Here is a 23,253-nt window from a genome sequence, read left to right on the forward strand (position 1 = left end):
TAAAGACAAAATCAATTTGGTTTCATTAAGACATTATCATATTCGAATCATAAAATTAACAAAAAAATATGAATTTATAGTTGAATAATGAATGACATCAAGTTATAATAAGGATGCCAGTATTAGGTTGCATCGAAAGATGCTAGCTTATGTAAAAGGGATGGAGCGTTGTAGTCACTCCATCCCTTAAATTCTTTAAGGAGTACCAGTATTAGGCAAAGGCAGAAACTTCAAAGCAACGCCACTCACCCATTATGTACACCTTACTGGGGTGTTCCCCCAAAACATTCTTCTACAAGAGGAAAGCTATTGCTTTTTGTTCTCGTGTATTGAAGAAATGATTGTGTATACAGTTACTAATAAGACATACGTCATATTAAGCAATAAGTATAACATAACCAAATAATCCATTATACACATGACCTTCCTTCCTAAAGTTCTGGCACGTTGTAATTCAAGTACCATATACTTAACCTCCTCAATTATACATATACGTAAAAAAGGTATGAAAATCCTAAATTTTCTATAAAAAAGTTAAAATAACTTATAAAAAATTAATAAGCATAAATATTATATAAAGTAAACAACAAAAAATATGAATTTATAGTTGAATGGTGAAAGACATCAAGCTATAATAAGAATGCTAGTATTAGGTGGCATCAAAAGATGCTAGCTTATGTAAAAGGGATGGAGTGTAAGTGGCACTCCATCCCTTAAATTCTTTAAGGAATATTATAAGAAAAAGCAACCTTTTAAATATCTCATAGCGGTTGATTTTTCTTATCTTTCTGGATATAGAATTGTTGTAAAATTCAGTGGATCTATCGTATTTCCATTGTAATAGAAAGTATTATCGGCATATTTTTTTGGAATCTCTATGATATGAATGTATGGTGTCAAATATAAGGCTTTTTCACCTTCAAGCTGTATGATATGATCTTTTAAAGACATCTGGGTGATATCATTCGTATTACTACAAATAATTAGATAGTATCTATCATTACTTTTATCCAAAAACAGGCAGAAGACTCCGACTTCAACGGCGACAAGTAAGTTGGAATACACGCTGTGCACCCTTTGGGCGTGAATGCAGCAATATGAAAATTTCTTGTCTTTTCTTTCTTCTTGTCTCTATTTTTTCTATCACAATATTCCACATAATCTTTGTAAGCATTTCCTCTCTTTCTGTGCTATCATTAACTTAATTACAAAATAGAAAAGAGGTGCTTACATGGTTAAAGAAAAAGAACCTGATGATAAGAATTACCGTGTCTTTCGCTGTATTATAAAGCCTACTCATACGTTTTATGAACCATTTCTACTTGTGACTCATCTTGCGAAAAACCTCTATAATATTGGGATGTTCTATATCCGTAATGCTTATAGTGGTGCTATCAAATCTCCACAGGATAGATTTCTTAATGAAGCGAATGTGATCAACGATCTCAATGGTGTCATTGATCAATTAAATGAAATACGATTGTATGATAAGAAAACAAAACAGAAGAAGAAAAAGCCAGGTAAAATGTTCTCAAAAATCAATGAAGAAAACAGATTCGTTTCCTATGAGCTTTTGGATGGTCTGTTCAAAGTAATGAATCAAGTTGACTATCGTGCATTGCACTCTCATGTAGCTCAACAGGTATTGAGGATGTTGATGCGTGACTGGGATAGCTTTTTCAAAATTCTAAAGAAATATCGTAACGATCCAACAAGCTTAAAAGCTGCACCACATATCCCAAATTATGCAGACAAAAATGGTTATAAAACTGCGACTTTTACCAATCTATCTTGTGATATCAGAAAAGATAAGAAAGGTGGTTATGTCCAATTCCCTAAAATAGTGAAGAAGCATGGATTTCCAAGTGATAGATTCTATATCGGAAAATTAGATATGATGGATAAGGACTTTAAACAAATACGTTTGGTGCCAGAAGAAGATCATATCGTTATGGAGATCGTATATGAGATCAAAGCTGTAGAAGATACTGTAGATGTAGAAACAACAGAAAGGATCGCTGGTATCGATATCGGTGTCAACAACTTGGCAAGTATTGCTTTCACTACAGGGCATCAGCCAGTCATCGTAAAAGGAAGGAAAGCAAAGTCGGTAAATCAAAGATACAATAAAGTCATGGCGCATTTACAATCTGAGCACTTAAAAGGCAAGAAACAAGAAACTCATATCAGAACGAAAAGGATGAAACGTGAAACAAGAAGACGCAACAATCAAATGGATGATTTCATGCATAAGAAATTAAGAAAGATCGTTGATACATGTATGGAAGAAAACGTTGAAGTCATCGTGATCGGCAACAATAAGGATTGGAAACAGAACATCAATCTAGGCAAGAAGAACAATCAGAATTTTGTGCAGATGCCATTTCAGAAATTCATCAAAATGATCAAGTATAAAGCAGAAGCAGCCGGCATCAAAGTAATGATAACAGAAGAAAGCTATACATCCAAAGCCAGTAGTATAGACGAGGATCAAATACCTTGTTATGGCGAAGAAGAAAAGGAATATACATTTAGTGGGAAACGAATAAAACGAGGCTTGTACAGAAGTAAAGAAGGTATCTTGATAAATGCAGATATCAATGGCGCAAGCAATATCATAAGAAAAGTATATCCATGTAAGCCAAAACTCAAAGAGCGATGGTATAGAGGTACAGTGAACGTACCAGTCATGTGTATCTAATTGTAAACACGATCAGATACAGATACGAAAAATTCTAGCTTGTACAAATAATGGATAAGCCAGAAGCTCCCTGCTCTATAGCTGGGAGTAGTTCACCTAGACTAGAATAAAATTTTAGCGATAGATAATTTATTGATAATTCATCAGCTTGAATCAATTGTTCTTTTATTGTATATTTCCTATCGTGTGGTGTAGCCATATTTGAAATTACGAACAGCAGGCAAATAAACACAAGCGATAAAATTATTATTTTCAGTATAAATAAGCGTTTCTTTTTACGTTTGATAATATATTCATTACCATCTAATAATTCATTATAATTTAGTTCTAATATTCTCGCGATGGCAGGCAGCATGGTGATGTCAGGATATCCTTTACCAGTTTCATAACGAGATATAGCTTTATCTGAAACATGAAGTTTTTGCGCAAGTTCTTTTTGTGTCCACCCTTTTTCTTCTCGATTTCTTTTTATAATAATGCCAAAGTTTTCCATAATACCCCTCCAAGTACATGGTAAGGCAATTGATACATAAAGTCAATAAAACAGGACTCTCGTTAAATGAGAGCCCTGCTGCTTAAGAAAATTTAGTTTCGATTTTTTGTGACATGAGGATCTACAGTATTTAAATCATCGCCAATGGCATGTAAATGATATCCTGCAGGTCCTTTAATGACCTCACCTGTGTAGGAAAAGCGTGACCCATGACATGGACAATCCCAGGTTTTATCCACATGATTAAAACTACAGATACATCCCATATGTGGGCAAGTAATATCCACAATAAATAATTCATCCTGTTCATCACGATATACACCATATAAATGCCCATCAATCTCCATTTGCTTTGCTTCTTTTTTCAAAGGATAATCAAATTCTCCCTTTTGAAGTTTGCTTTTTATAAAATGAACAGCGGTATTCATATTCTCTTTTAAGAAAGGCAAAGAAAAGAATGAAGTACGTTGTGGAGATGTTAACATTGCATAATTACTATATTGATCTAATAAATAAGCACTCAGTATTTTGGCAGCCATATTGCTGGTGGTATTGCCCCATGCATTATAACCACTAGCAAATAATAAATCCGCATTGTGCTTATCCAGCTTTCCAATTAATGGCAAATAATCAAAAGTAAAGTAATCTTCATTTGACCATTCTTCACTGATTTCGTGTATTGGATATAGTGCATATAAGCTTTTTTCAAAGTCCTCATGTTGTTGCGATGTACCTTGACCTGATTTATGCTGATTACCAGCCATGACGATATTTTCTTCAAAAATATTGGCACTATGCATTGGCTTTTCTGCATTAATGATCATTAGATTTGACTGTTTCTGTGTGATTTTTGCGGCACATAATGATTCCTGAATCGGGCGCATACGGGCAAAGTATAAATGCATGTGATCAATAAAAGGAAATTGACATGTGAATACAACTTTGTTGGCATGAACAATACATCCATTAATAGATAATTCATAACCATCATCCTTTTGCTTCATATCTCTTAAAGCACTATGCTCATATATCTGTATCTGTTGTTCATCCAATATATCGCTTAATCCTAAACAGTATGCATATGGATTGAATTTCGCTTGATCTTTGATTAAAAGACCAGCTTCCATATAAGTTGGTTCATCTTTACAGCGAACGTATTCACAAGGGATATCTAAATCAAGATATGCTTGGTATTCATCTTGGATATCCGCAACTTTTGCGGCATCATTGGTATAAACAATGGCATCGCTTTTCTGATATTCACAATCAATATGATGCTCCTTAATTATTGCGTCAATGGAAATCATCGCATCATGTTGTGCTTTATAATAGCGTTTCGCAAAGATACGATCATACTTTTCAATTAATGTATGGTATAACAGTCCATGTTGGAACGTTATTTTGCCAGTATTTCTTCCGCTCGCTCCATAACCAATTTGATCAGATTCAAAAATCATGATTTCTGATGTAGCTTTACTGGTGTAATAAGCAGTTGTAAGGCCGGTTAATCCAGCACCAACAATCGCAATATTGGTATATAAATCTTGTTCGACTTTAGGATAATGTTTATCACATTTTGTGTGTTTGATCCAATAGGATTCTTTCATGAAATCACCTCTGCTCACAGTATGGCCTTTTTCACAGATTTTATAATAGATAATATAGTTGAATTATCATAATGAAACCGATATACTTTATGTAATGAATAACGAGGTGGTATTCTGTGAAGCAGATTTTAGTCATTGATGATGATATACATATTGGAAATGTAATAGAGGAAACTTTAGTGAGGGAAGGATATGATGTCGCAAGAGCATATTCTGGTACGGAAGCACTTCTTTATTTATCTAAACAGCATCCTGATTTGATATTATTGGATCTAATGCTGCCAGGTTTAAATGGGGAGGAAATCCTGCCAAAGATGGCTTCGATTCCGGTCATTGTTGTGAGTGCTAAAGTGGATACATCTGATAAAGTAAATCTATTACTACAAGGTGCAAATGATTATATCACAAAGCCATTTGATATGGCAGAATTACTTGCAAGAATCACTGTACAGCTAAGAAAGATAAAATCTCCAACATCTCATATTCTTCATTTTCATGATATTACACTAGATTTACAGACACACAAAGTATATGAACTTAAACAGGAAATCAAGCTTACGAAAACAGAATATGCCATTTTAAAATTGTTAATGCAGAATCCATCCCAGGTATATACGAAATCAAATATATTAGATGAAATTCGTATGGATACTTTGGATTGTGTAGAAAGTTCTTTGAAAGTACACATCAGCAATTTGCGCAGGAAATTACGGAGTGTAAGTGATCAAGAATATATAGAGGCAGTATGGGGAATTGGATTTAAAATGAAAGAAAACTGATTCTTTACGATTTCTTAACGTTTTTCTTAACTGCTTCCTTAACCTTTTATTTATATAATAAGGCTGTGAAAACAAGGAGGTATAAGAAATGGAATATATATTTACAACCAATGCATTAGAGAAAACCTATAAGCATTTTGATGCGTTAAATCATTTGAATATGCATGTCCCAAAGGGTTCTATTTATGGGTTTGTGGGAAAGAATGGAGCAGGAAAAACAACGTTGATTCGTTTATTATGTGGTTTACAAAAACCAACCAAGGGAAGTTTTTCTTTATATGGCGTAGCACATGATGATGCGAAAATTCATGATGTACGAAAAAGAATTGGCGCAGTTGTGGAAACACCCTCCATATATTTAGATATGAGTGCAAGGGATAATCTAAAGGAACAATATCGCATCTTAGGTTTGCCATCAGATGATGGCATAAACAAGCTGCTTCATCTGGTAGGATTAGATCAGACAGAAAAAAAGAAAGCGAAAAATTTTTCTTTAGGCATGCGTCAACGACTGGGCATTGCGATTGCACTTGCGGGCAACCCAGACTTTCTAGTTTTAGATGAGCCAGTGAATGGTCTTGATCCGGAGGGTATCATTGAAATCAGAGAATTGATTTTAAAATTAAATAAAGAATATCAAATCACAATTTTGATATCCAGTCATATTCTTGATGAATTATCCAGACTTGCTACACATTATGGCTTTATAGATCATGGAATGATTGTAAAGGAAATCAGTGCAAAAGATTTGGAAGCTGCCTGTAGAAAATGTGTACGTATACAGGTATCAGATACAGCGATTCTTTCCCGTATTCTGGATGATATGCGTATGGACTATAAAATATTATCCACAAAAGAAGCAGATATTTATGGAAAAATTAATGTCACAGAATTAACATTAAAGCTTTTGGAGGAAGGCTGTATCATCGATAGAATCAATGAACATGATGAAAGTCTAGAAAATTATTATATTAATCTGGTGGGAGGTGGCCGACATGAATAAACTGTTGTCCGCAAATTTCCTGCGTCTTAGAAAAAACACATGTTTTTGGGGCTGTGTCATCTATATGATCGTTGTCGCAGTTATATATCCCATCATACGATATGTTGGAATGAAGCATACAGGATATATCACTTATTTAGAAGGTGGATTTAGTGTATATGCAATATTTGTGCCCATCTTACTGGCAATTTTTTGTAGCTTATTTGTGGGAAGAGAATACAGTGATGGCACTATTCGCAATAAAATCATGATTGGACATAAGCGATTAGATATTTATCTGTCGAATCTGATAACCAATGCGATTGTGATGTTTTTGCTTTGTACCATATTCTTAATAGTTTATTTATGTGTAGGAATACCTTTGCTAGGCTTTTTTAAATCAGATGTTTCCTATGTTTTACAGATTGTTTGTCTGGCTTATATACTTTGTCTGGCATTCACCTGTATCTATACAGCGGTGTCCATGATTAGTTCAAGTAAAGCAATATCTTCGATTGTATGTATGATGAGTGTGTTTATTTTGATCATGATTGGAATATATATCAACGCCCGTTTAGAAGAACCAAAAATGTATCCTGCTTATAATGTTTTACAAGATGGAGAAATGGAAGAAAAAGAAGAATTGAATCCTAATTATCTAGAAGGTGCAAAACGTGATGTATATGCGTTCTTAAATGATTTTTTACCTGGTGATCAGGTGGTTCAGTGTGCTTCTATGCAGATAGAAAAACCAGTTGTGTTGATGATATATTCTGGCATGATTTGTATCATTACTAGTGGAATTGGTATATATCTGTTTAAACAAAAAGATTTAAAATAGAAACGAGGTGGTATCATGATATATCTATTATTGCTATGTATCATCATAATTTTGTTATTGTGCTATAAAATCCATTGGATGCGTCAATCAATGAAAGAGATACAAACAGGCGTCATGGATAAGCTTCATCATGATACCAATACTTTAATTTCGATATCTTCCCATGATAAAAAAATAGAGGAACTGGCTGTTTGTTTAAATGTGGAGCTGGTTCATTTACGTGAATTACGCCAGCGCTATCAACAGGGCGATTTAGAATTAAAAGATGCTGTTACAAATATCTCTCATGATCTTCGTACACCATTAACTGCGGTATATGGATATTTGGATTTATTAGAGAAAGAGGATAAGTCTGAGGATGCAGCACGTTATATCCATATCATAAAAGGACGCATGGATGCATTGAAGCAGTTAACAGAAGAATTGTTTCATTATTCTGTTTTTCTAAGTGAAGCGAAAGAAAGTTTTGAAGTAGTGGAATTAAAACGGGCGATTGAGGAATGTTTATCTGCCAATTATGTATCTTTGAAGGGATGTCATATTACACCGGAAATTGTGTTTTGTGAACAGGAAATCAAAGTGCATATCAATCAAAATGCGCTTTCTCGTATCTTAAATAATATCGTGAGCAATGTGATCAAATACAGCACTGGAGATTTTAAAATAGTGTTACTTAATACTGGAGAAATGATTTTTTCCAATCATGCGCCAGCACTTGATGAGACAACGGTAGGCAAGTTGTTTGACCGTTTTTATACAGTAGAAAATGGGATGAAGTCCACAGGGCTTGGTTTATCTATAGCGAAAAGCTTATGTGAACAAATGCATGGGGAAATATATGCAAATTATAAAAAGGATATTTTATATATTCATCTACTATTCCATGATAGGACATAACCGTGTGTTATGTCTTTTCTATGTGATTTTATTCCAAAAATGGTAGACAAATGAAGTGAGTTTTGTTAAACTACTCATTAGAGTGAGGAGTGATAAGATGTATAGATAACCAATGATTATTCAACAGATCACGAAAATATCATAGCTGTTTTTTTCGTTGTATCCAATGTCATTGTTATCGATAGCCTCTAACAGGAGGTGCATCTTATGCTGCAAATAAAAAATTTAACCATTAAGGATTTAAAAAATCATATATTAATTGAAAATTTTAATTATTCCCTGGGAAATAACGATAAAGTAGGAATTATCGGTGAAGAAGGGAATGGGAAATCAACGCTTTTAAAAGCAATCAAAGATAAAATATTAATAGAAGACTATACGGTTATCGAAGGTGACATTGTAACAGATTTTCAAAATATCGCATATTTTGAACAACACATACATCCCAAATGGAAGGATGTACAGCTTTATGAATATCTGTTGAAAAAGGATGTGGAAGATGAAATTGAACCACACCAGTATAATGAATTATTAGCATATGAAAAAATGTGTCAGCGTTTGTTTCTCCCTGGGGATTTTATACAAAGAAATCAGTGTGTAGGATCATTAAGCGGTGGAGAAAAGGTAAAGCTTCAATTGTTGAAGCTGATGCATGAACCAATGGATTTATTATTGCTGGATGAACCAACGAATGATTTAGATATGGAAACATTAAAATGGCTGGAGCAGTTTATTAAGTCATTAACAATACCAGTGATGTTTATCTCACATGATGAAACATTATTAGAAGAATGTGCAGACGTATTGATTCATCTAGAACAGCTGAATAAGAAAACAAAAGCAAAAGCAAATATTTATCGTGGAAAATATTCGACATATGTAGAAGAACGTTATCAGAAACGAGAAAAAGAGCTTCAGATAGCGCATAAAGAAAAACAGGAATATATGAAAAAGAAAATCAGGCTGAATGATCAGATGAATGCTGTTCATGACGCATTAAATGATACGGTAAGAAATCCTGGACAGGCAAGACTGCTGAAAAAGAAAATGAAAAATATCAAAGCATTAGAACGTCGTTTTGATACAGAAAGCTATTCGCATGTGGATAGTGTGGAAGAAGCGATTGATGTTTATTTTCCACCATGTGGGCTGCCAGCCACAAAAGTCATATTAGATACGATGATCAAAGATATTCAGATAGAAAATAAGGTACTGATTTATGATGTGCCTTTACAAATCTATGGAAAAGATAAAATCGTGATAACGGGTAATAACGGCTGTGGAAAAAGTGTGTTGATGAAACAGATTTATCAATTACTACAAAGTCGTCAGGATATACGCTTGTGCTATATGCCCCAAAATTATGCTGATTTATTCCATCCAGATGATACACCAGTATCCTTTTTATCAGAAGAAGGCGATTGGGAAGAAATCACAATGGTTCGTGAATTATTAGGCAGGATGAAATTTACCAGAGATGAAATGGAGCACTGTGTTCATGAGTTGAGTGAAGGACAAAAGGCAAAGCTTTATCTCATTCAGGCAATCAAAAAGAAAAGCAATGTTTTATTATTGGATGAGCCTACACGAAATCTTTCACCGCTTACCAATCCAACCATTCGAAGGATTTTATCTACATTTGATGGATGTATCATTGCAGTATCTCATGATCGAAAGCTTATACAGGAAGTCTTTCATCGTCAATATTGTATACAAGAGAAACATATTCAAATCAAAGAAATCAAGTGATTCATAAAAACGTCAAAATCTGGCATCATAAGAACAGGGTATACCTGATCCAAGGAGGAAGACTATGAATGTCATATATATAAATGGAGATATTCTTACCATGAAGGAAGGTCAGGACAGCGCAGAGGCTGTTGTTGAGGAAAATGGCAAGATTGTTTTTGTGGGAGATAAGCAAAAAGCATTTACATATCAAAGAAAAGACAGCAGGGTGATTGATTTACAGGGAACATGCATGCTGCCAGGTTTTATTGATGGGCACAGTCACTTTGTTTCTGTAGCGAATTCCCTTCGTTTATGTGATTTAGCAAATGCTAAAAGTTTTGCGGATATCGTAAAGCTCATGAAGATTTTTCAAGAAAAACATGGTTTAAAGGAAAATGAATGGTTGATTGGTACAGGATATGATCATAACTTTTTGAAAGAAAAGAAACATCCTGATCGCTATGTGCTGGATGAAATCAGTCAGGATACTCCTATCTATATCACACATATTTCTTCTCACATGGGTGTTGCGAATTCTAAAGCTTTGAAGCTGTTAGATATCAAAGAGGATATGATTGATCCACAGGGTGGGCGTTATGGTAGAGATGCAAAAGACAAGTTTAGTGGCTATATGGAAGAAAATGCTTTTTTGACTTTTCAAAAGCGTGTGCCAATGCCCGATATTTCTCAGTTATTTGATTTAATGAAACAGGCACAGGATATTTATGCAAGTTATGGCATTACCACCATTCAGGATGGCATGGTCACAAGAGAATTATTTGCGCTATTAAAGGCAGCCGCAGATCAGGGGATTTTTCATCAGGATATAATTGGATATCTGGATCTAGCAAAAGCTGGTGATTTAGAAGAAAGTTGTCGGCCATATTTTGAAGATTATCATCATCACTTCAAATTAGGGGGATACAAAGTCTTTCTGGATGGTTCCCCTCAGGGAAAAACGGCATGGATGTTAACACCATATAAAGGCGATCATCAATGTGGATATCCCGCATTACAGGATGATCAATTATATCAGTATATAGAAACAAGTGTGAAACAACATCATCAAATCATTGCACATTGTAATGGAGATGCAGCTGCTAAACAATATGTGGATCAGTTTGAAAAGGTCATGGAGAAATATCCAAAGGCAAAGGATATACGTGCAGTCATGATTCATGCACAACTGGTACGAAAAGAGGAATTAAAACGCATGAAAGCGATCGGTATGATGCCATCTTTCTTTGTGGCACATACATGGTATTGGGGAGATATTCATATAGAAAACTTTGGATATGAGCGTGCATGTCAGATATCCCCTGTGAAAACAGCTGTAGAGGAAGGACTTCCTTATACCTTTCATCAGGACAGTCCTGTGGTACCATGCGATATCATGAAGAGTATCTGGTGCGCAGTGAATCGTAAAACCAGAACGGGTATATCTATTGGGAAAGAGCAGGCTGTGAGTGTTTGGGATGCATTGAAAGCAAATACTATATATGGTGCGTATCAGTACTTTGAAGAAGCTCGCAAAGGCAGTATAGAAGAAGGAAAACTGGCAGATTTTGTGATCCTTGATCATAATCCTCTTACTGTAAATACAAAGGATCTGGCGGATATTAAAGTATTGTGTACGATAAAAGAAGGAAACATAATCTATCGGGCAAAATAAAGCTTCAGGGGAACTCCTGAAGCTTTTCTCTTATATTTTAAGATCTTTTAAATTGATAGTTTCAATGAGGAGAATGATACCACCGATACATAAGTAACATGCCAGTAAGTAACTAATCATCAAAGGACCAGCCATAGGCATCATAATCAACAGTAGCGCAAGAAGAATTGCCAATATACCATCTACAACCATCCAGCTTGTGCCAATGATACCAAAAAATCGAAGTTGACTAGAAAAATGTAATAGACCAATACCTGTGATGAATGAAATCATCGCAAATAACCAGCTGAAGGTGGATAAGCCAAGTGATGCTGGAGAAAACAACAATAAGCATCCCAGAAGGATATTACAGATACCAGTGAACAATTCAAATGCCTGACGAAAGTATACTGGAGTTTTGAAGTAATTGATAATTTCATAAACGCCAGCAACCAGAATCAGAAAAGCAGCACTCTTTTCCAACACGCCCATGGTTTTTACTGGATACAGAAAACATACCACACCAAGAATCATCATCAGTATTGACAACAACAATGCAATGATACGCATAGAACGAAGACGTTTGTTCCAGTTATTTCGTAATTCCTGTGGATAATCAAAACTGTCCATATCAAAATAGATTTTCATAAACATCCCACTTTCTTTATCTGCTTTCATTATAATACGCATAAAAGTTATTGCGATATACAAAGCTTGGGGACTGTCTAAAACATGGGGAATACCCAGGGTTGTAAGAGATTTCAACAGCTTTTTAAAATTGAATGTAAAAAATTTTAACCCCTTTCTTGCGAATGCCTGAAGATTGGGCTATAATATAACGGTTGCAGGCGCAACGAAATCAAAGAGGTGATAGGCATATGCCTGGAATCAATAAATATGCTTCTATCTTATATCGAATATCACAAATATATTATGATGAACAGCTGGCACCGTACCACATCGGCAGTGGACAGCAGTTTTTTCTTATGCGAATTCATAAACATCCAGGGATATCCCAACAAGAACTTGCGGAGAAAGGTTTTTATGATAAAGGCACTACCGCTAGAGCAGTTAAAAAACTGGAACAGGAAAACTATATCATAAGAAAAGCAGATGAAAATGATAAGCGTATCATTCGTTTATATGTGACACAGAAGGGTGAATCGCTGATGCCCATCATTGATCAGGTGATTGCCGACTGGCGTGGAATCATCACAGAGGGTATGAGTAAAGAAGAAGCAGATGAAATCGAAAAAGGTATGCAGAGAATCGCTCAAAATGCAAAAGCTCATGCGAAAGGTAAAAGAAAGAGGGTAGGTTATGGAAGCAGTAGAGAAAAAAGCTAGAACGAAAAATCCATTGGGTTATCAGCCAATTGGTAGATTATTAATGAAATTTGCAATTCCTTCCGTCATATCCATGTTGGTAAATGCGGTATATAATATCGTTGACCAGATATTTATCGGACAGGGTGTTGGTTATTTAGGAAATGCCGCAACAACCGTTGCTTTTCCTATCGTTACGATTATCCTTGCGGTAGGAACCATGCTAGGTGCTGGAGGAAGCGCTTATGCTGCCATCAAGCTTGGTGAAAAAAAGGATGATGAAGCAGAAAATACATTGGGGAATGTTTTTATATTGCTGGTTGTTATAGGAATTGTGTTAACTGTTATCGGTCTGGTATTCCTTGATCCAATTTTAACCATTTTTGGCGCTACACCAAAGAATATGGGATATGCAAGAGATTATGCAGGCATCATTTTAATTGGTACGGTATTTAACTTATTAGGTATTGGATTAAGTAATATGGCGAGAACGGATGGAAGTCCAAATATTGCAATGATGAGTATGGTCACAGGCGCATTATTAAACTGTGTGCTTGACCCTGTCTATATTTTTGTGTTCCACTGGGGAGTAAAAGGTGCCGCAATCGCAACCATTACATCACAGATTATCGCAACCATTATTTTAGTATATTATTTCATGAAGAAAGGAAATATGCGTTTACGTTTTGATCATATGAAGCCAAATGGTATCATTATCAAAGCTGCATTTTCCCTTGGTATTTCCAGTTGTATTACACAGTTATCTTCCACGATTCTTCAAATTGTATTAAATAACTCTCTTGTATATTATGGAGATCAGACAAGTGTAACCGGAGATGTTGCATTATCTGCGATGGGAATCGTTATGAAGGTTTCTATGATTATTATTTCTATATGTATTGGAATCGGTATTGGTGCCCAGCCTATTTTAGGCTTTAATAAAGGGGCAAATCAGCCAAAACGTATCAAAAAGACGTATCGTATCGCAAGTAATGTTGCCACTGGTGTAACAGCTTTGGGATGGGCGATGTTTATGTTGATTCCTCATATTATCTTAATGTTGTTTGGAAGTGCGGATGAAAACTTTACAAATTTCGCCATTAAAGCGATGCGTATTTATGATTTAGGTGTATTTACTGCCGGATTCCAGATTACCAGTACATCTTATTTCCAGGCAACTGGACAGCCAATGAAGGCAAGTATTTTATCTTCCCTTCGTCAGCTATTACTTTTAATTCCATTAATTATCATACTTCCAATGTCTTTTGGATTAGATGGTATCTTATACGCAGGTCCTGTTGCGGATATCTCCAGTGCAATCATTGTATTCTTCTTTATTCATCATGAAATGAAGAAACTGGATGTACAAATTGCGAATGAAGCAGGGGATGAATTAGGCGTCTTTGACGATGAAGTAAAAACAGCATAACAGTAAAATTGATCATTGTATACGTACAATGGTCTTTTTATATGGTATACTATAGATTAGAAATCAGGAGGCAATGTATGGGACTATTTAAAAAGAAAGTAAAAGAAAAGCAGGAATCGGCATTAAAAATGGATATTATCAAGGCAAAAGACTGGATCATATTAGCGCTTTGTTCATCGGGATATCCTGTGGATACAACATTAGAAAGCTTAAAAGAAATTGACCGTTTTTTTGATGAACAATGTGGTCCAAATGGATTACTGAGTGAACAGCGAGGCAATCGATTATTTGCCATTGGCGCCTATATTGGAGAAGTGATCATTTCAACATATGGTGGAGAATGGATTTGTGATGATAAGGATCCTATGGGAGAAGTCAACGCAAGTATCAGGTTGCTTGATGGAACGATCATCTGGCCAATACAACGAGCTGTTAAACGATATCAAAATGGTGCGGAAGATAGTATCTATGCGTATGCCTGTGCCTTAAATAGTAAATAAAATGTGAGAAGCGGTTTGCATATGAAATCGCTTTTTTTTCGTTCTTTCATTTACATTCGTCAGTGATAAAAGTTATAATAAAAGTAAGAAAAAGCCCATAAACTAAGGCTGTTTAATTCTGTCAAAAAACGTGGTGACAAAGCTGAATTTCATTTGATTGTTTTTTTGCCAAGTGGAAATTATACTGAAAGTGTAAAGAGGTAAACACTTACAGAAAGAAGGGAATTTATGAAAGAATCAGTTCAAAAGTTTGGCCGTTTCCTTAGTGGAATGGTCATGCCAAACATTGCCGTGTTCATTGCGTGGGGTATCATAACGGCATTGTTTATCGCAGATGGCTGGCTGCCAAATGAAACACTTGCGGGAATCGTAGGACCAATGCAAAGATTCCTGTTACCAACGCTGATTGCTTATTCAGGTGGTAAAATGATTTATGATACAAGAGGAGGAATCGTCGGTGCTGCTGCGGCTATGGGGGTTATGGCAGGTACAGAAGATCCAATGTTTATTGGTGCGATGATTATGGGTCCACTTGGCGGTTATCTGATTAAAAAAATAGACAGTGTTTTAGAAGGACATATACCTGCAGGATTTGAAATGTTGATCAACAACTTCTCCGCAGGAATACTTGGTGCATTATTAGCCATCTTTGGATGTCTTGCGATTGAACCAGTATGTGTTGGCATCAAAGATGTCATGGTCACTTGTGTCAATTATCTGGTAGGTCATGGCTTATTGCCATTAACATCTATTCTGGTAGAACCTGCGAAGGTATTGTTCTTGAATAATGCCATTAATCATGGTGTATTTACACCACTTGGCATGGATCAGGTCGCAGAAGCTGGAAAATCTATCTTCTTCTTGATTGAAGCTAATCCAGGACCTGGTTTAGGATTATTATTGGCATATTGCATCTTTGGCAAAGGCAGTGCAAAAAGCTCTGCGCCAGGAGCTGTCATCATTCACTTCCTTGGTGAAATCCATGAAATCTATTTCCCATACGTATTAATGAACCCATTAACACTACTTGCTGTTATTGCTGGTGGAATGTCTGGTGTCTTTGTGAACAGTATCATGGGCTCAGGACTTGTATCTGCAGCATCACCAGGAAGTATTATCGCCATCCTTGGCATGTGTGCAAAAGACAGCTATCTAGGCGTTATCTTAAGTGTGATTGTGGCAGCTGTGGTATCCTTCTTAATTTCTATGGTCATCTTAAAATTCAGCAATAAAGGTGATGACATGGATTTAGAAGAAGCATCTGCGGCAGTATCTAATATGAAAAGTGAAGCCAAAGGCAAAGCCAAAACCATCAGCGTATCAAAAATCGTATTTGCATGTGATGCTGGTATGGGTAGCTCTGCCATGGGCGCAACAACATTAACCAAGAAGTTAAAAGCAAATGGTATCAATGTCGATGTCAAACACTTTGCGATTGATGATGTACCGATGGATACAGAAGTCATTGTTACCCACCAATCTCTTGTGGAACGTGCAAAAGATCATTGTCCAAATGCAACGATTTTCCCTATCACCAACTTTATGGGTGGTAAAGAATACGATGATATCGTAGAAAAATTAAAGAATCAATAAGGAGGAACACGCGATGATATACTCACCCAGATTAAAAAAGATATTAGAATACTGTCTTGAGATGGATGCGTATGTCAGCGTGGACACCTTAGCAAATATATGCAAGACAAGCACCAGAACCATCTTTCGTGAAATTAAAGATATCGATCAGGATTTAAAAGCATATGATTTGCAGTTAACGAAAACAAAAGCCGGATTGTGTATCGAAGGAAAAGAAGAAAACAAAGCTTTCCTCTTAAAAGAATTGAAAGTACAGGGAATTGCTTATCTGGATAAAACAGAACGAAGAAACATGTTGATTTTTGAACTGCTGCATAGTGAAGATTTAGAAAAGCTCATACATTATGCGGGTATGTTTCAGGTCAGTGAAGCGACTATATCCAATGATCTGGATGCGATTGAACCATGGCTTCAAACATATGATTTATCCTTACTGCGTAAGCCTGGCTTTGGTGTACAGCTTATTGGAAAAGAAGAAAATTTCAGAAGGGCAATCACTTCTATTGTAAATCAGAGCATTGTTCAAAATGAACAATTACAACGTATCAATTTCTTAGATTCATCTAGTTTATTGCATCAGATTTTTATAGATACCGGCTCACAAAGTATCTTAAAGCTGTTAGATCAGGATATCTTAACTAGAGTATTACATGTATTTGAAACTTATCAACATGAACTGTCACTTGATCGCTATGCCAGTGTAGGATATATAGGATTGATCATCCATCTGGTCATTGCCATTGACCGCATTCAAAAACATGAGGCGATTGAAGAAAGCAATGAAGTGCTTTCCATGGTTCACATGGACCCGGCTTTCCAGCAGGCCAGAAAAATGGCATATTATCTGGAAATAGAATTTGATATTGATATCCCAGATGTAGAAATCGCATTTATTGCCTTGCATATCAAAGGCGCAAAAATTACTAGACCAGAAGATAAAGCACATGCGACGACCTTAAAACAACAGGTATATGAAATGTTGAAAAGCTTCGATGAAGCAAAACGTGTCATTCTGTTATCAGATGAAGAATTCATGAATGGTTTATTGACGCACTTGGAGCCTACCATTATACGATTAAAAAACAATTTACCAATCTATAATCCTTTAAAGGAAACCATTTCCACAATGTATCATGACCTTTATGAACAAACAAAACAAGCATGTCAATATATAGAAAAATGCTATGACTGCAAGGTCAGTGATGATGAAATTGCCTTTATCACCATGCATGTAGGCGCAAGTATTGAACGAAATCAACAGAAAAAATTAAAGAAACGTGAAGTCATGTGCGGCGTTGTATGTGCCAGTGGCATTGGGGTCAGTGCACTATTATCTGCCAGAATATCCAAAGCGATACCAGAAGGTATCAAATTAAAAACTTTATCCATGGAAGATATTACACGTCATCACTATGAAGATATGGAGCTCTTGATTTCTACCTTTGATTTACAGCTTGATGATACAGAAGTCTTAATGGTAACACCACTTCTAAATGATGAAGATTTACACCAGTTATTGATGAAGCTGCATCCCTTATGGGAAAAAGAAGGGATAAAACCATTAAATAAACAAAGCAATCTGCTTTATCGTATCAAAGAAGCAAGTCATTTGGCTGTAGATATTTTAGAAGAATTTCAAACATATACCATTGATGATACATTAAAGATCAATGATATGATTCACTTTGTTTCATCACACTGCAGGGAATCAGAAAGTGTGTATACAGCGTTAATGAAACGTGAACAAATGGGTTCCGTCATTATGGAGGACTTTCACTTTATCTTATTACACGCACTTGTGCCAGATATAAAGAAGCCCATGATGATGTGCTTATATCCCAAACAGCATTTTCAACATTATCCTAATATCTGTTTTGTACAGGTGATGCTGATGCGAAAAGATGCTAGTGAAATCGAACAGGAATTATGCAGCTATATCAACCGTTCTATTATCGAAGATGATGTATTTCTAACATATATGCAAAAAGGAAATCGGGAAGATATCGTAAAACACCTGCAGATGATAGAAGAACAGTATGTGAAAGAATGTATAGAAGAATAGGAGGTGCATCATGCAGGAAAACTTAAAAATATACTTTGTATGTGATGCTGGAATGGGAAGCAGCGCATTAGGTGCCGGTTTATTACAGAAACGTTTAAAAAAAGCAGGCTGTCATGATAAAGTGAAAAACTGTTCCATTGCGGCAGTACCTGATGATGTAGATATTCTTGTTTCACATATCAATTTTAAACACCAAATCGAACAAGCATTTCCAAACGCTGTGTACTATGGTGTGGAAAGTTTTATGGATCAGAAAGCTTACGAAAGGATCGTGAAGGAAATTATGTTATTTAAGAAGAAAAAAGAAAAAAATGAAATTCTGGAAAAACAGAACATTCGTCTAAATTGTCATGCTAAAAACAGTGATGATGCCATCATGCAAATGGGAAATTTATTATTATCTGCCGGATATATTGAAGAAGGATACATTCAGGGAATGTTAAATCGTGATCATAGCCTAACAACTTATATTGGAAATGATATCGCTATTCCTCATGGAGAATATGAAGTAAAGGACTGTGTAAAGAAAACTGGTATCGCTGTAATGATTTATCCTGATGGCATTCCATGGGCACAGGGAAACGCAAGAATCGTGATTGGTATTGCTGCTAAAAACGATGATCATATGAGCATTCTTGCCAATATCGCAAGTAAACTTGGAGAAATGGAAACTGTTGAACAAGTTGTCGCAGGAGATGTCGATACCATCTATGATATCTTAACGAAGGAGGAAGCATAATGATCATTACCGTTACCTTTAATCCTGCCATTGATAAAACAGCAGAAGTAGAAGAACTAAAAGTTGGCGGATTAAACCGATTAAGCAATGTGATGCAGGATGCAGGTGGAAAAGGTGTCAATGTATCAAAAACAATCAAAGCATTTGGCGGAGAAACTTTATGTACTGGATTTTTAGCTGGCTCTGCTGGTGAATATATTGATCATACCTTGAAAGATTTGCATATCAATACAAATTTCGTATGGGTAGAAGGCATGACACGTACCAATTTAAAAGTATTGGATAAGGATATGGAGTTAACAGAATTAAATGAAGCAGGACCGCTTATTGGAGAAGTGGAAGTAGAACAGTTAAAACAAAAAATCTGTGAATTATGTAAAAATGATAGTATTGTCGTATTATCTGGAAATGTCAGTAAAGGTGTAGATACTAACATCTATTATGAATTGATTAATGAAATCAAAAAATCCGGAAGTCGTGTTGTTTTTGATGCAGACGGAGAATTATTTGCGAAAGGGATTCAGGCAAAACCACTTGTAATCAAACCTAATAAATATGAATTAGCTACTTACTTTGGTGTATCACAGGATGTAGATAATAAAGAAATCATCTCTTTGGCAAAGACACTGTTAAATGAAGATACGAAGTATGTTGTCGTATCCATGGGAAAACAGGGAGCTATCTTTATTACCCAGGATCAGGTTATTTTGGCAGAGGCATTAAAAGTAGAAGCACATTCTAGCGTAGGTGCAGGAGATGCAATGGTCGCAGGTATCACGTATGCCATCGAACAAGGCTATTCTTTAGAAGAAATGATTCGCTTTGCGGTAGCCGCAAGTGCAGGCGCTGTGATGACCAAGGGAACACAACCGGCATCTATGGAGGTTGTGAAGGAATTAAAAAATAAAGTTGTATTAACAACATTGGAGGAAAATTAAATGAAAACAAAAGCAGTACGCTTATATGGCGTTGATGATATTCGTTTAGATGAATTTGAATTACCAGAAATCAAAGATGATGAAATACTAGTAAAAGTTGTATCTGATAGTATTTGTATGTCCACATGGAAAACAGTAAAACAGGGAGCTAATCACAAACGTGTACCAAATGATGTTTATGATCATCCTATTATTATTGGACATGAATTTGCGGGAGATATCGTTCAGGTAGGTAAAAAATGGCAAGACAAATTCCAGCCAGGACAAAAATTTGCCCAACAGCCAGCTATTCCAGGCCAGATGGAAAGCCCAGGCTATTCTTACAAGTGGTGTGGAGGAGATACACAATACTGTATTTTCCCAAATGATATCATTGAAGCAGGATGTTTATGGACATTTGAAGGCGACAGCTATTTCGCCAGCTCTGTAGCTGAACCAGTTAGCTGTGTCATTGGTGGATATCATACTAACTATCATACGATTCCAGGTACTTATCAGCATGTGATGGGAACCAAAGAAGGTGGAAATATCATTATCCTTGGAGGATGTGGACCTATGGGCCTTGGTGCCGTAAGCTTTGGCTTAACATTTGAAAACAAGCCAAAACGTATCGTTGTCACAGAAATCAATGATGATAGAATTCATCGTGCAAGAGAAGTGATATCAGAAGCAGATGCCGCAAAACATGGCATAGAATTAATCTATGTCAATACGGCAAATATGGAAGATCAGGTTCAAGAATTAATGGCATTGACAGATGGCAAAGGTTATGATGATGTCTTTGTATATATCCCAAATCGTGGTGTATGTGAAATGGGAAATCAGATTATGGCATATGATGGATGTATGAATCTATTCGCTGGACCAACCGATATGAAATTCTCTGCGATGGTCAATTTATACGACTGCCATTATTCAAGAAGTAAAATCATCGGTTCAACAGGAGGAACCATTGATGATATGAAAGAAGCGATTGAAAAAGATGCCAAAGGATTAATTCAATCCGCTGTCATGATTACACATGTTGGAGGACTAGATTCAGTAGTGGAAACAACCAAGAACCTGCCAGATGTACCTGGTGGAAAGAAACTTGTCTATACCCACATCAACATGCCAATGACTGCTATTGAGGATTTTGGCAAACTTGGTGAAAATGATCCATTCTTCAAAGAACTAGATGAAGTATGTAAAAACAACAAAGGCTTATGGAGTGCCAAAGCAGAAAAGATGTTATTGGAACACTTTGGACAATAGAAGATAAAACAAGAAAGAATGTGTTGATTCGCATTCTTTTTTGATATATAAGTATCCATATTTATACTTAAAGTATAAATAGACTGCAAAAAAAGTTTTTAAATTCTTTGTTTGTGTAAATGATTAAATAATACTTGTATAATCAAAGTAAATAGCGTATGCTTAACATGTATCAGGGGATGGCACCCATCAAAACAAACAGCGATACAAAGGATGAACTTATGATAAAGGTAATAGATGTACAAGGTAACTATTTGCATGATACATATGAAAGACGTGCAAAGGGACTTGTGAAAAAAGGCAGAGCATCCTATATAAATGAATGTACAATTTGTATGGGAAGTGCTTCTGGAAAGGAACCCTATATGGAACAGATGACAAAAGAAGAAATGTTAAAAGAAATAGAATTAATGTTAAAGAATCAGGATTACTTTAAAATGGCATTGGATACGATTGAAAAAATACCAACAGATATGGATAAAGAATTGGTAGAACAACGTATCACAGCTGTCATGAATATTGTGAAGGAAAAAGAAACAACCAACCAGAAGTTGATTGATCTTTGGACACAAATGTATCAAGCTTAATGAAGTTGGGGCCATCAAATGATGGCCTTTTCATTATGAAATGGCAGTAAATGATGCCTTTTTAATCTTATTATCATCGGAATGTAAGCGGACACATTGCTTTGAACTACAAAGTGTGATACACTTATGATATATATCAAAGGAGGAGAACCATGAGATTACTTACAAGATCAGATTTTGATGGTTTGGCATGTGCTGTTTTTTTGAAGGAAGCTGGCATTATTGATCATTGGAAGTTCGTGCATCCCAAAGACTTGCAGGATGGCTTAGTGGAAGTCAGTGAAGATGATTGTTTGGCGAATGTTCCGTTTGTGGAAGGCTGTGGCCTTTGGTTTGATCACCATTCCAGTGAAGATGAAAGAAACGCATATAAAGGAAAATATATAGGGGAGAGTAGACAAAGTCCTAGTTGTGCACATATTGTCTATGATTATTATGGTGGAAAAGAAAGATTTCCACAATATGATGATTTATTATGGGCAGTAGATAAAGTGGATAGTGCAAATCTTACAATTGATGAAGTCTTACATCCAACAGGATGGATTTTATTAGGCTTTTTAATGGATCCAAGGACTGGCTTGGGACGTTTCCGTAACTTTACCATCAGTAACTATCAGTTAATGGAAAAAATGATTGACTGGTGCAGCACCTACAATATTGATGAAATACTGGCAATGCCAGATACAAAAGAACGTATTGAATTATATTGGGAACAAAATGATAAATTTATTGAAATGGTAAAGGCACACTCCCGTGTAGAAAATAAGATTATCATTTCTGATATGCGTGGTTTAGAAACAATTTATTCTGGGAATAGATTTTTGATTTACAGTTTATATCCAGAAGCAAATATATCTGCCTGGATAGTAAATGGAAAGGGTGGCAAAGGATGCAGTGTCGCTGTTGGCTACAGTGTGCTGAATCGTACATGTAAGATTGATGTGGGAGAATTGATGTTGAAATATGGCGGCGGCGGTCACCATGTGGTTGGTACCTGCCAGTTCTCTGATGAGGTAATGGAAGAAAAATTACCAATCTTATTAGAAGAAATGAAAGAAATGAACAAATAAGAAGCAACCGGAAGTCGCAAATGACAGCCGGTTTTTCTTATCTTACAAATTTGAAAGGTGATTGTAAGTAACAT

21 protein-coding genes are annotated in these 23,253 nt (G+C 35.8%); 17 read left to right on the forward strand and 4 right to left on the reverse strand.

Annotation, left to right across the window (positions count from 1 at the left end; all coding sequences use genetic code 11):
- Positions 1 to 780: 780 nt before the first annotated feature.
- Positions 781 to 1,065: a hypothetical protein gene (locus DW114_RS21195; protein ID WP_118667405.1), complete on the reverse strand. Its 285-nt coding sequence runs from the start codon at positions 1,063 to 1,065 to the stop codon at positions 781 to 783.
- Positions 1,066 to 1,231: 166 nt separating this feature from the next.
- Between DW114_RS21195 and DW114_RS21715 the strand changes: the two genes are divergently transcribed.
- A complete protein-coding gene (locus DW114_RS21715) occupies positions 1,232 to 2,701 on the forward strand; it encodes an RNA-guided endonuclease InsQ/TnpB family protein (RefSeq protein WP_233509420.1) in 1,470 nt (489 codons plus the stop codon).
- 34 nt (positions 2,702 to 2,735) lie between these two features.
- Here the strand turns inward: DW114_RS21715 and DW114_RS12825 are convergent, their stop codons facing one another.
- Together DW114_RS12825 and DW114_RS12830 are read right to left on the reverse strand one after the other, a co-directional pair.
- A complete protein-coding gene (locus tag DW114_RS12825; protein WP_117454157.1) occupies positions 2,736 to 3,194 on the reverse strand; it encodes a helix-turn-helix domain-containing protein in 459 nt (152 codons plus the stop codon).
- Between the two features lie 92 nt (positions 3,195 to 3,286).
- Positions 3,287 to 4,801 carry an FAD-dependent oxidoreductase gene (locus DW114_RS12830; RefSeq protein WP_117454158.1) on the reverse strand — a complete coding sequence of 505 codons (1,515 nt, stop codon included), beginning with the start codon at positions 4,799 to 4,801 and terminating at the stop codon, positions 3,287 to 3,289.
- Positions 4,802 to 4,917: 116 nt separating this feature from the next.
- On the opposite strand from DW114_RS12830, the gene DW114_RS12835 reads away from it, so the two are divergent.
- From DW114_RS12835 to DW114_RS12860, 6 genes are all read left to right on the forward strand, one after another.
- Positions 4,918 to 5,580 carry a response regulator transcription factor gene (locus tag DW114_RS12835; protein WP_117454159.1) on the forward strand — a complete coding sequence of 221 codons (663 nt, stop codon included), beginning with the start codon at positions 4,918 to 4,920 and terminating at the stop codon, positions 5,578 to 5,580.
- Between the two features lie 88 nt (positions 5,581 to 5,668).
- Complete coding sequence (locus tag DW114_RS12840) at positions 5,669 to 6,583, forward strand: ATP-binding cassette domain-containing protein (RefSeq protein ID WP_117454160.1); 915 nt, start codon at positions 5,669 to 5,671, stop codon at positions 6,581 to 6,583.
- Entirely contained in the window at positions 6,576 to 7,403 is an 828-nt protein-coding gene (locus DW114_RS12845) for an ABC transporter permease subunit (RefSeq protein ID WP_117454161.1), read from the forward strand. Before DW114_RS12840 ends, DW114_RS12845 begins: the two co-directional genes overlap by 8 nt.
- Positions 7,404 to 7,493: 90 nt before the next feature.
- On the forward strand, positions 7,494 to 8,300 hold the full coding sequence (locus DW114_RS12850; protein ID WP_199483607.1) for a sensor histidine kinase: 807 nt from the start codon (positions 7,494 to 7,496) through the stop codon (positions 8,298 to 8,300).
- Positions 8,301 to 8,507: 207 nt separating this feature from the next.
- Entirely contained in the window at positions 8,508 to 10,049 is a 1,542-nt protein-coding gene (locus DW114_RS12855) for an ATP-binding cassette domain-containing protein (protein WP_117454163.1), read from the forward strand.
- A 64-nt stretch (positions 10,050 to 10,113) separates the two neighbouring features.
- Positions 10,114 to 11,703 (forward strand): amidohydrolase, encoded by a 1,590-nt coding sequence (locus tag DW114_RS12860; protein WP_117454164.1) that lies wholly within the window; start codon positions 10,114 to 10,116, stop codon positions 11,701 to 11,703.
- Positions 11,704 to 11,733: 30 nt separating this feature from the next.
- Here DW114_RS12860 and DW114_RS12865 read toward each other — a convergent pair whose 3' ends face one another.
- Entirely contained in the window at positions 11,734 to 12,330 is a 597-nt protein-coding gene (locus tag DW114_RS12865) for an HdeD family acid-resistance protein (protein WP_158552289.1), read from the reverse strand.
- Positions 12,331 to 12,560: 230 nt separating this feature from the next.
- Here DW114_RS12865 and DW114_RS12870 point away from each other — a divergent pair, with 230 nt between their 5' ends.
- The 10 genes from DW114_RS12870 (at position 12,561) to DW114_RS12915 (ending at position 23,179) form a co-directional block, all read left to right on the forward strand.
- Entirely contained in the window at positions 12,561 to 13,028 is a 468-nt protein-coding gene (locus DW114_RS12870) for a MarR family winged helix-turn-helix transcriptional regulator (RefSeq protein WP_117454166.1), read from the forward strand.
- Positions 13,003 to 14,436 (forward strand): MATE family efflux transporter, encoded by a 1,434-nt coding sequence (locus tag DW114_RS12875; RefSeq protein ID WP_117454167.1) that lies wholly within the window; start codon positions 13,003 to 13,005, stop codon positions 14,434 to 14,436. The genes DW114_RS12870 and DW114_RS12875 overlap by 26 nt, the downstream gene beginning before the upstream one ends.
- Before the next feature lie 77 nt (positions 14,437 to 14,513).
- Positions 14,514 to 14,936, forward strand: a complete 423-nt coding sequence (locus tag DW114_RS12880) for a hypothetical protein (RefSeq protein ID WP_117454168.1) — start codon at positions 14,514 to 14,516, stop codon at positions 14,934 to 14,936.
- A gap of 228 nt (positions 14,937 to 15,164) precedes the next feature.
- On the forward strand, positions 15,165 to 16,529 hold the full coding sequence (locus DW114_RS12885; protein WP_117454169.1) for a PTS mannitol transporter subunit IICB: 1,365 nt from the start codon (positions 15,165 to 15,167) through the stop codon (positions 16,527 to 16,529).
- A gap of 13 nt (positions 16,530 to 16,542) precedes the next feature.
- The gene (locus tag DW114_RS12890; RefSeq protein ID WP_117454170.1) at positions 16,543 to 18,591 is read left to right on the forward strand and encodes a BglG family transcription antiterminator; all 2,049 of its coding nucleotides are present in this window, start codon (positions 16,543 to 16,545) and stop codon (positions 18,589 to 18,591) included.
- A 10-nt stretch (positions 18,592 to 18,601) separates the two neighbouring features.
- Complete coding sequence (locus tag DW114_RS12895; RefSeq protein ID WP_117454171.1) at positions 18,602 to 19,330, forward strand: PTS sugar transporter subunit IIA; 729 nt, start codon at positions 18,602 to 18,604, stop codon at positions 19,328 to 19,330.
- Positions 19,330 to 20,268 carry a 1-phosphofructokinase gene (gene pfkB / locus DW114_RS12900; protein ID WP_117454172.1) on the forward strand — a complete coding sequence of 313 codons (939 nt, stop codon included), beginning with the start codon at positions 19,330 to 19,332 and terminating at the stop codon, positions 20,266 to 20,268. The genes DW114_RS12895 and pfkB overlap by 1 nt, the downstream gene beginning before the upstream one ends.
- Entirely contained in the window at positions 20,269 to 21,522 is a 1,254-nt protein-coding gene (locus tag DW114_RS12905) for an alcohol dehydrogenase catalytic domain-containing protein (protein WP_117454173.1), read from the forward strand.
- A gap of 221 nt (positions 21,523 to 21,743) precedes the next feature.
- The gene (locus DW114_RS12910; RefSeq protein WP_147322640.1) at positions 21,744 to 22,109 is read left to right on the forward strand and encodes a hypothetical protein; all 366 of its coding nucleotides are present in this window, start codon (positions 21,744 to 21,746) and stop codon (positions 22,107 to 22,109) included.
- Positions 22,110 to 22,261: 152 nt separating this feature from the next.
- Positions 22,262 to 23,179, forward strand: coding sequence for an exopolyphosphatase (locus tag DW114_RS12915; protein WP_117454175.1), 918 nt, complete (start codon positions 22,262 to 22,264; stop codon positions 23,177 to 23,179).
- Positions 23,180 to 23,253: the final 74 nt, after the last annotated feature.

The organism is Absiella sp. AM09-50, from assembly GCF_003433845.1.
In the GTDB taxonomy this organism is placed as follows: domain Bacteria; phylum Bacillota_I; class Bacilli_A; order Erysipelotrichales; family Erysipelotrichaceae; genus Hoskinsella; species Hoskinsella hominis.

Excerpts from the sequence above, each read along its gene's own strand:
- DW114_RS21715 (WP_233509420.1), top strand. The coding sequence starts at position 1,232 with ATGGTTAAAGAAAAAGAACCTGATGATAAGAATTACCGTGTCTTTCGC.
- DW114_RS12825 (WP_117454157.1), bottom strand. The coding sequence starts at position 3,194 with ATGGAAAACTTTGGCATTATTATAAAAAGAAATCGAGAAGAAAAAGGG.
- DW114_RS12830 (WP_117454158.1), bottom strand. The coding sequence starts at position 4,801 with ATGAAAGAATCCTATTGGATCAAACACACAAAATGTGATAAACATTAT.
- DW114_RS12840 (WP_117454160.1), top strand. The coding sequence starts at position 5,669 with ATGGAATATATATTTACAACCAATGCATTAGAGAAAACCTATAAGCAT.
- DW114_RS12845 (WP_117454161.1), top strand. The coding sequence starts at position 6,576 with ATGAATAAACTGTTGTCCGCAAATTTCCTGCGTCTTAGAAAAAACACA.
- DW114_RS12850 (WP_199483607.1), top strand. The coding sequence starts at position 7,494 with ATGAAAGAGATACAAACAGGCGTCATGGATAAGCTTCATCATGATACC.
- DW114_RS12855 (WP_117454163.1), top strand. The coding sequence starts at position 8,508 with ATGCTGCAAATAAAAAATTTAACCATTAAGGATTTAAAAAATCATATA.
- DW114_RS12860 (WP_117454164.1), top strand. The coding sequence starts at position 10,114 with ATGAATGTCATATATATAAATGGAGATATTCTTACCATGAAGGAAGGT.
- DW114_RS12865 (WP_158552289.1), bottom strand. The coding sequence starts at position 12,330 with ATGAAAATCTATTTTGATATGGACAGTTTTGATTATCCACAGGAATTA.
- DW114_RS12870 (WP_117454166.1), top strand. The coding sequence starts at position 12,561 with ATGCCTGGAATCAATAAATATGCTTCTATCTTATATCGAATATCACAA.
- DW114_RS12875 (WP_117454167.1), top strand. The coding sequence starts at position 13,003 with ATGGAAGCAGTAGAGAAAAAAGCTAGAACGAAAAATCCATTGGGTTAT.
- DW114_RS12880 (WP_117454168.1), top strand. The coding sequence starts at position 14,514 with ATGGGACTATTTAAAAAGAAAGTAAAAGAAAAGCAGGAATCGGCATTA.
- DW114_RS12885 (WP_117454169.1), top strand. The coding sequence starts at position 15,165 with ATGAAAGAATCAGTTCAAAAGTTTGGCCGTTTCCTTAGTGGAATGGTC.
- DW114_RS12890 (WP_117454170.1), top strand. The coding sequence starts at position 16,543 with ATGATATACTCACCCAGATTAAAAAAGATATTAGAATACTGTCTTGAG.
- DW114_RS12895 (WP_117454171.1), top strand. The coding sequence starts at position 18,602 with ATGCAGGAAAACTTAAAAATATACTTTGTATGTGATGCTGGAATGGGA.
- pfkB (WP_117454172.1), top strand. The coding sequence starts at position 19,330 with ATGATCATTACCGTTACCTTTAATCCTGCCATTGATAAAACAGCAGAA.
- DW114_RS12905 (WP_117454173.1), top strand. The coding sequence starts at position 20,269 with ATGAAAACAAAAGCAGTACGCTTATATGGCGTTGATGATATTCGTTTA.
- DW114_RS12910 (WP_147322640.1), top strand. The coding sequence starts at position 21,744 with ATGATAAAGGTAATAGATGTACAAGGTAACTATTTGCATGATACATAT.
- DW114_RS12915 (WP_117454175.1), top strand. The coding sequence starts at position 22,262 with ATGAGATTACTTACAAGATCAGATTTTGATGGTTTGGCATGTGCTGTT.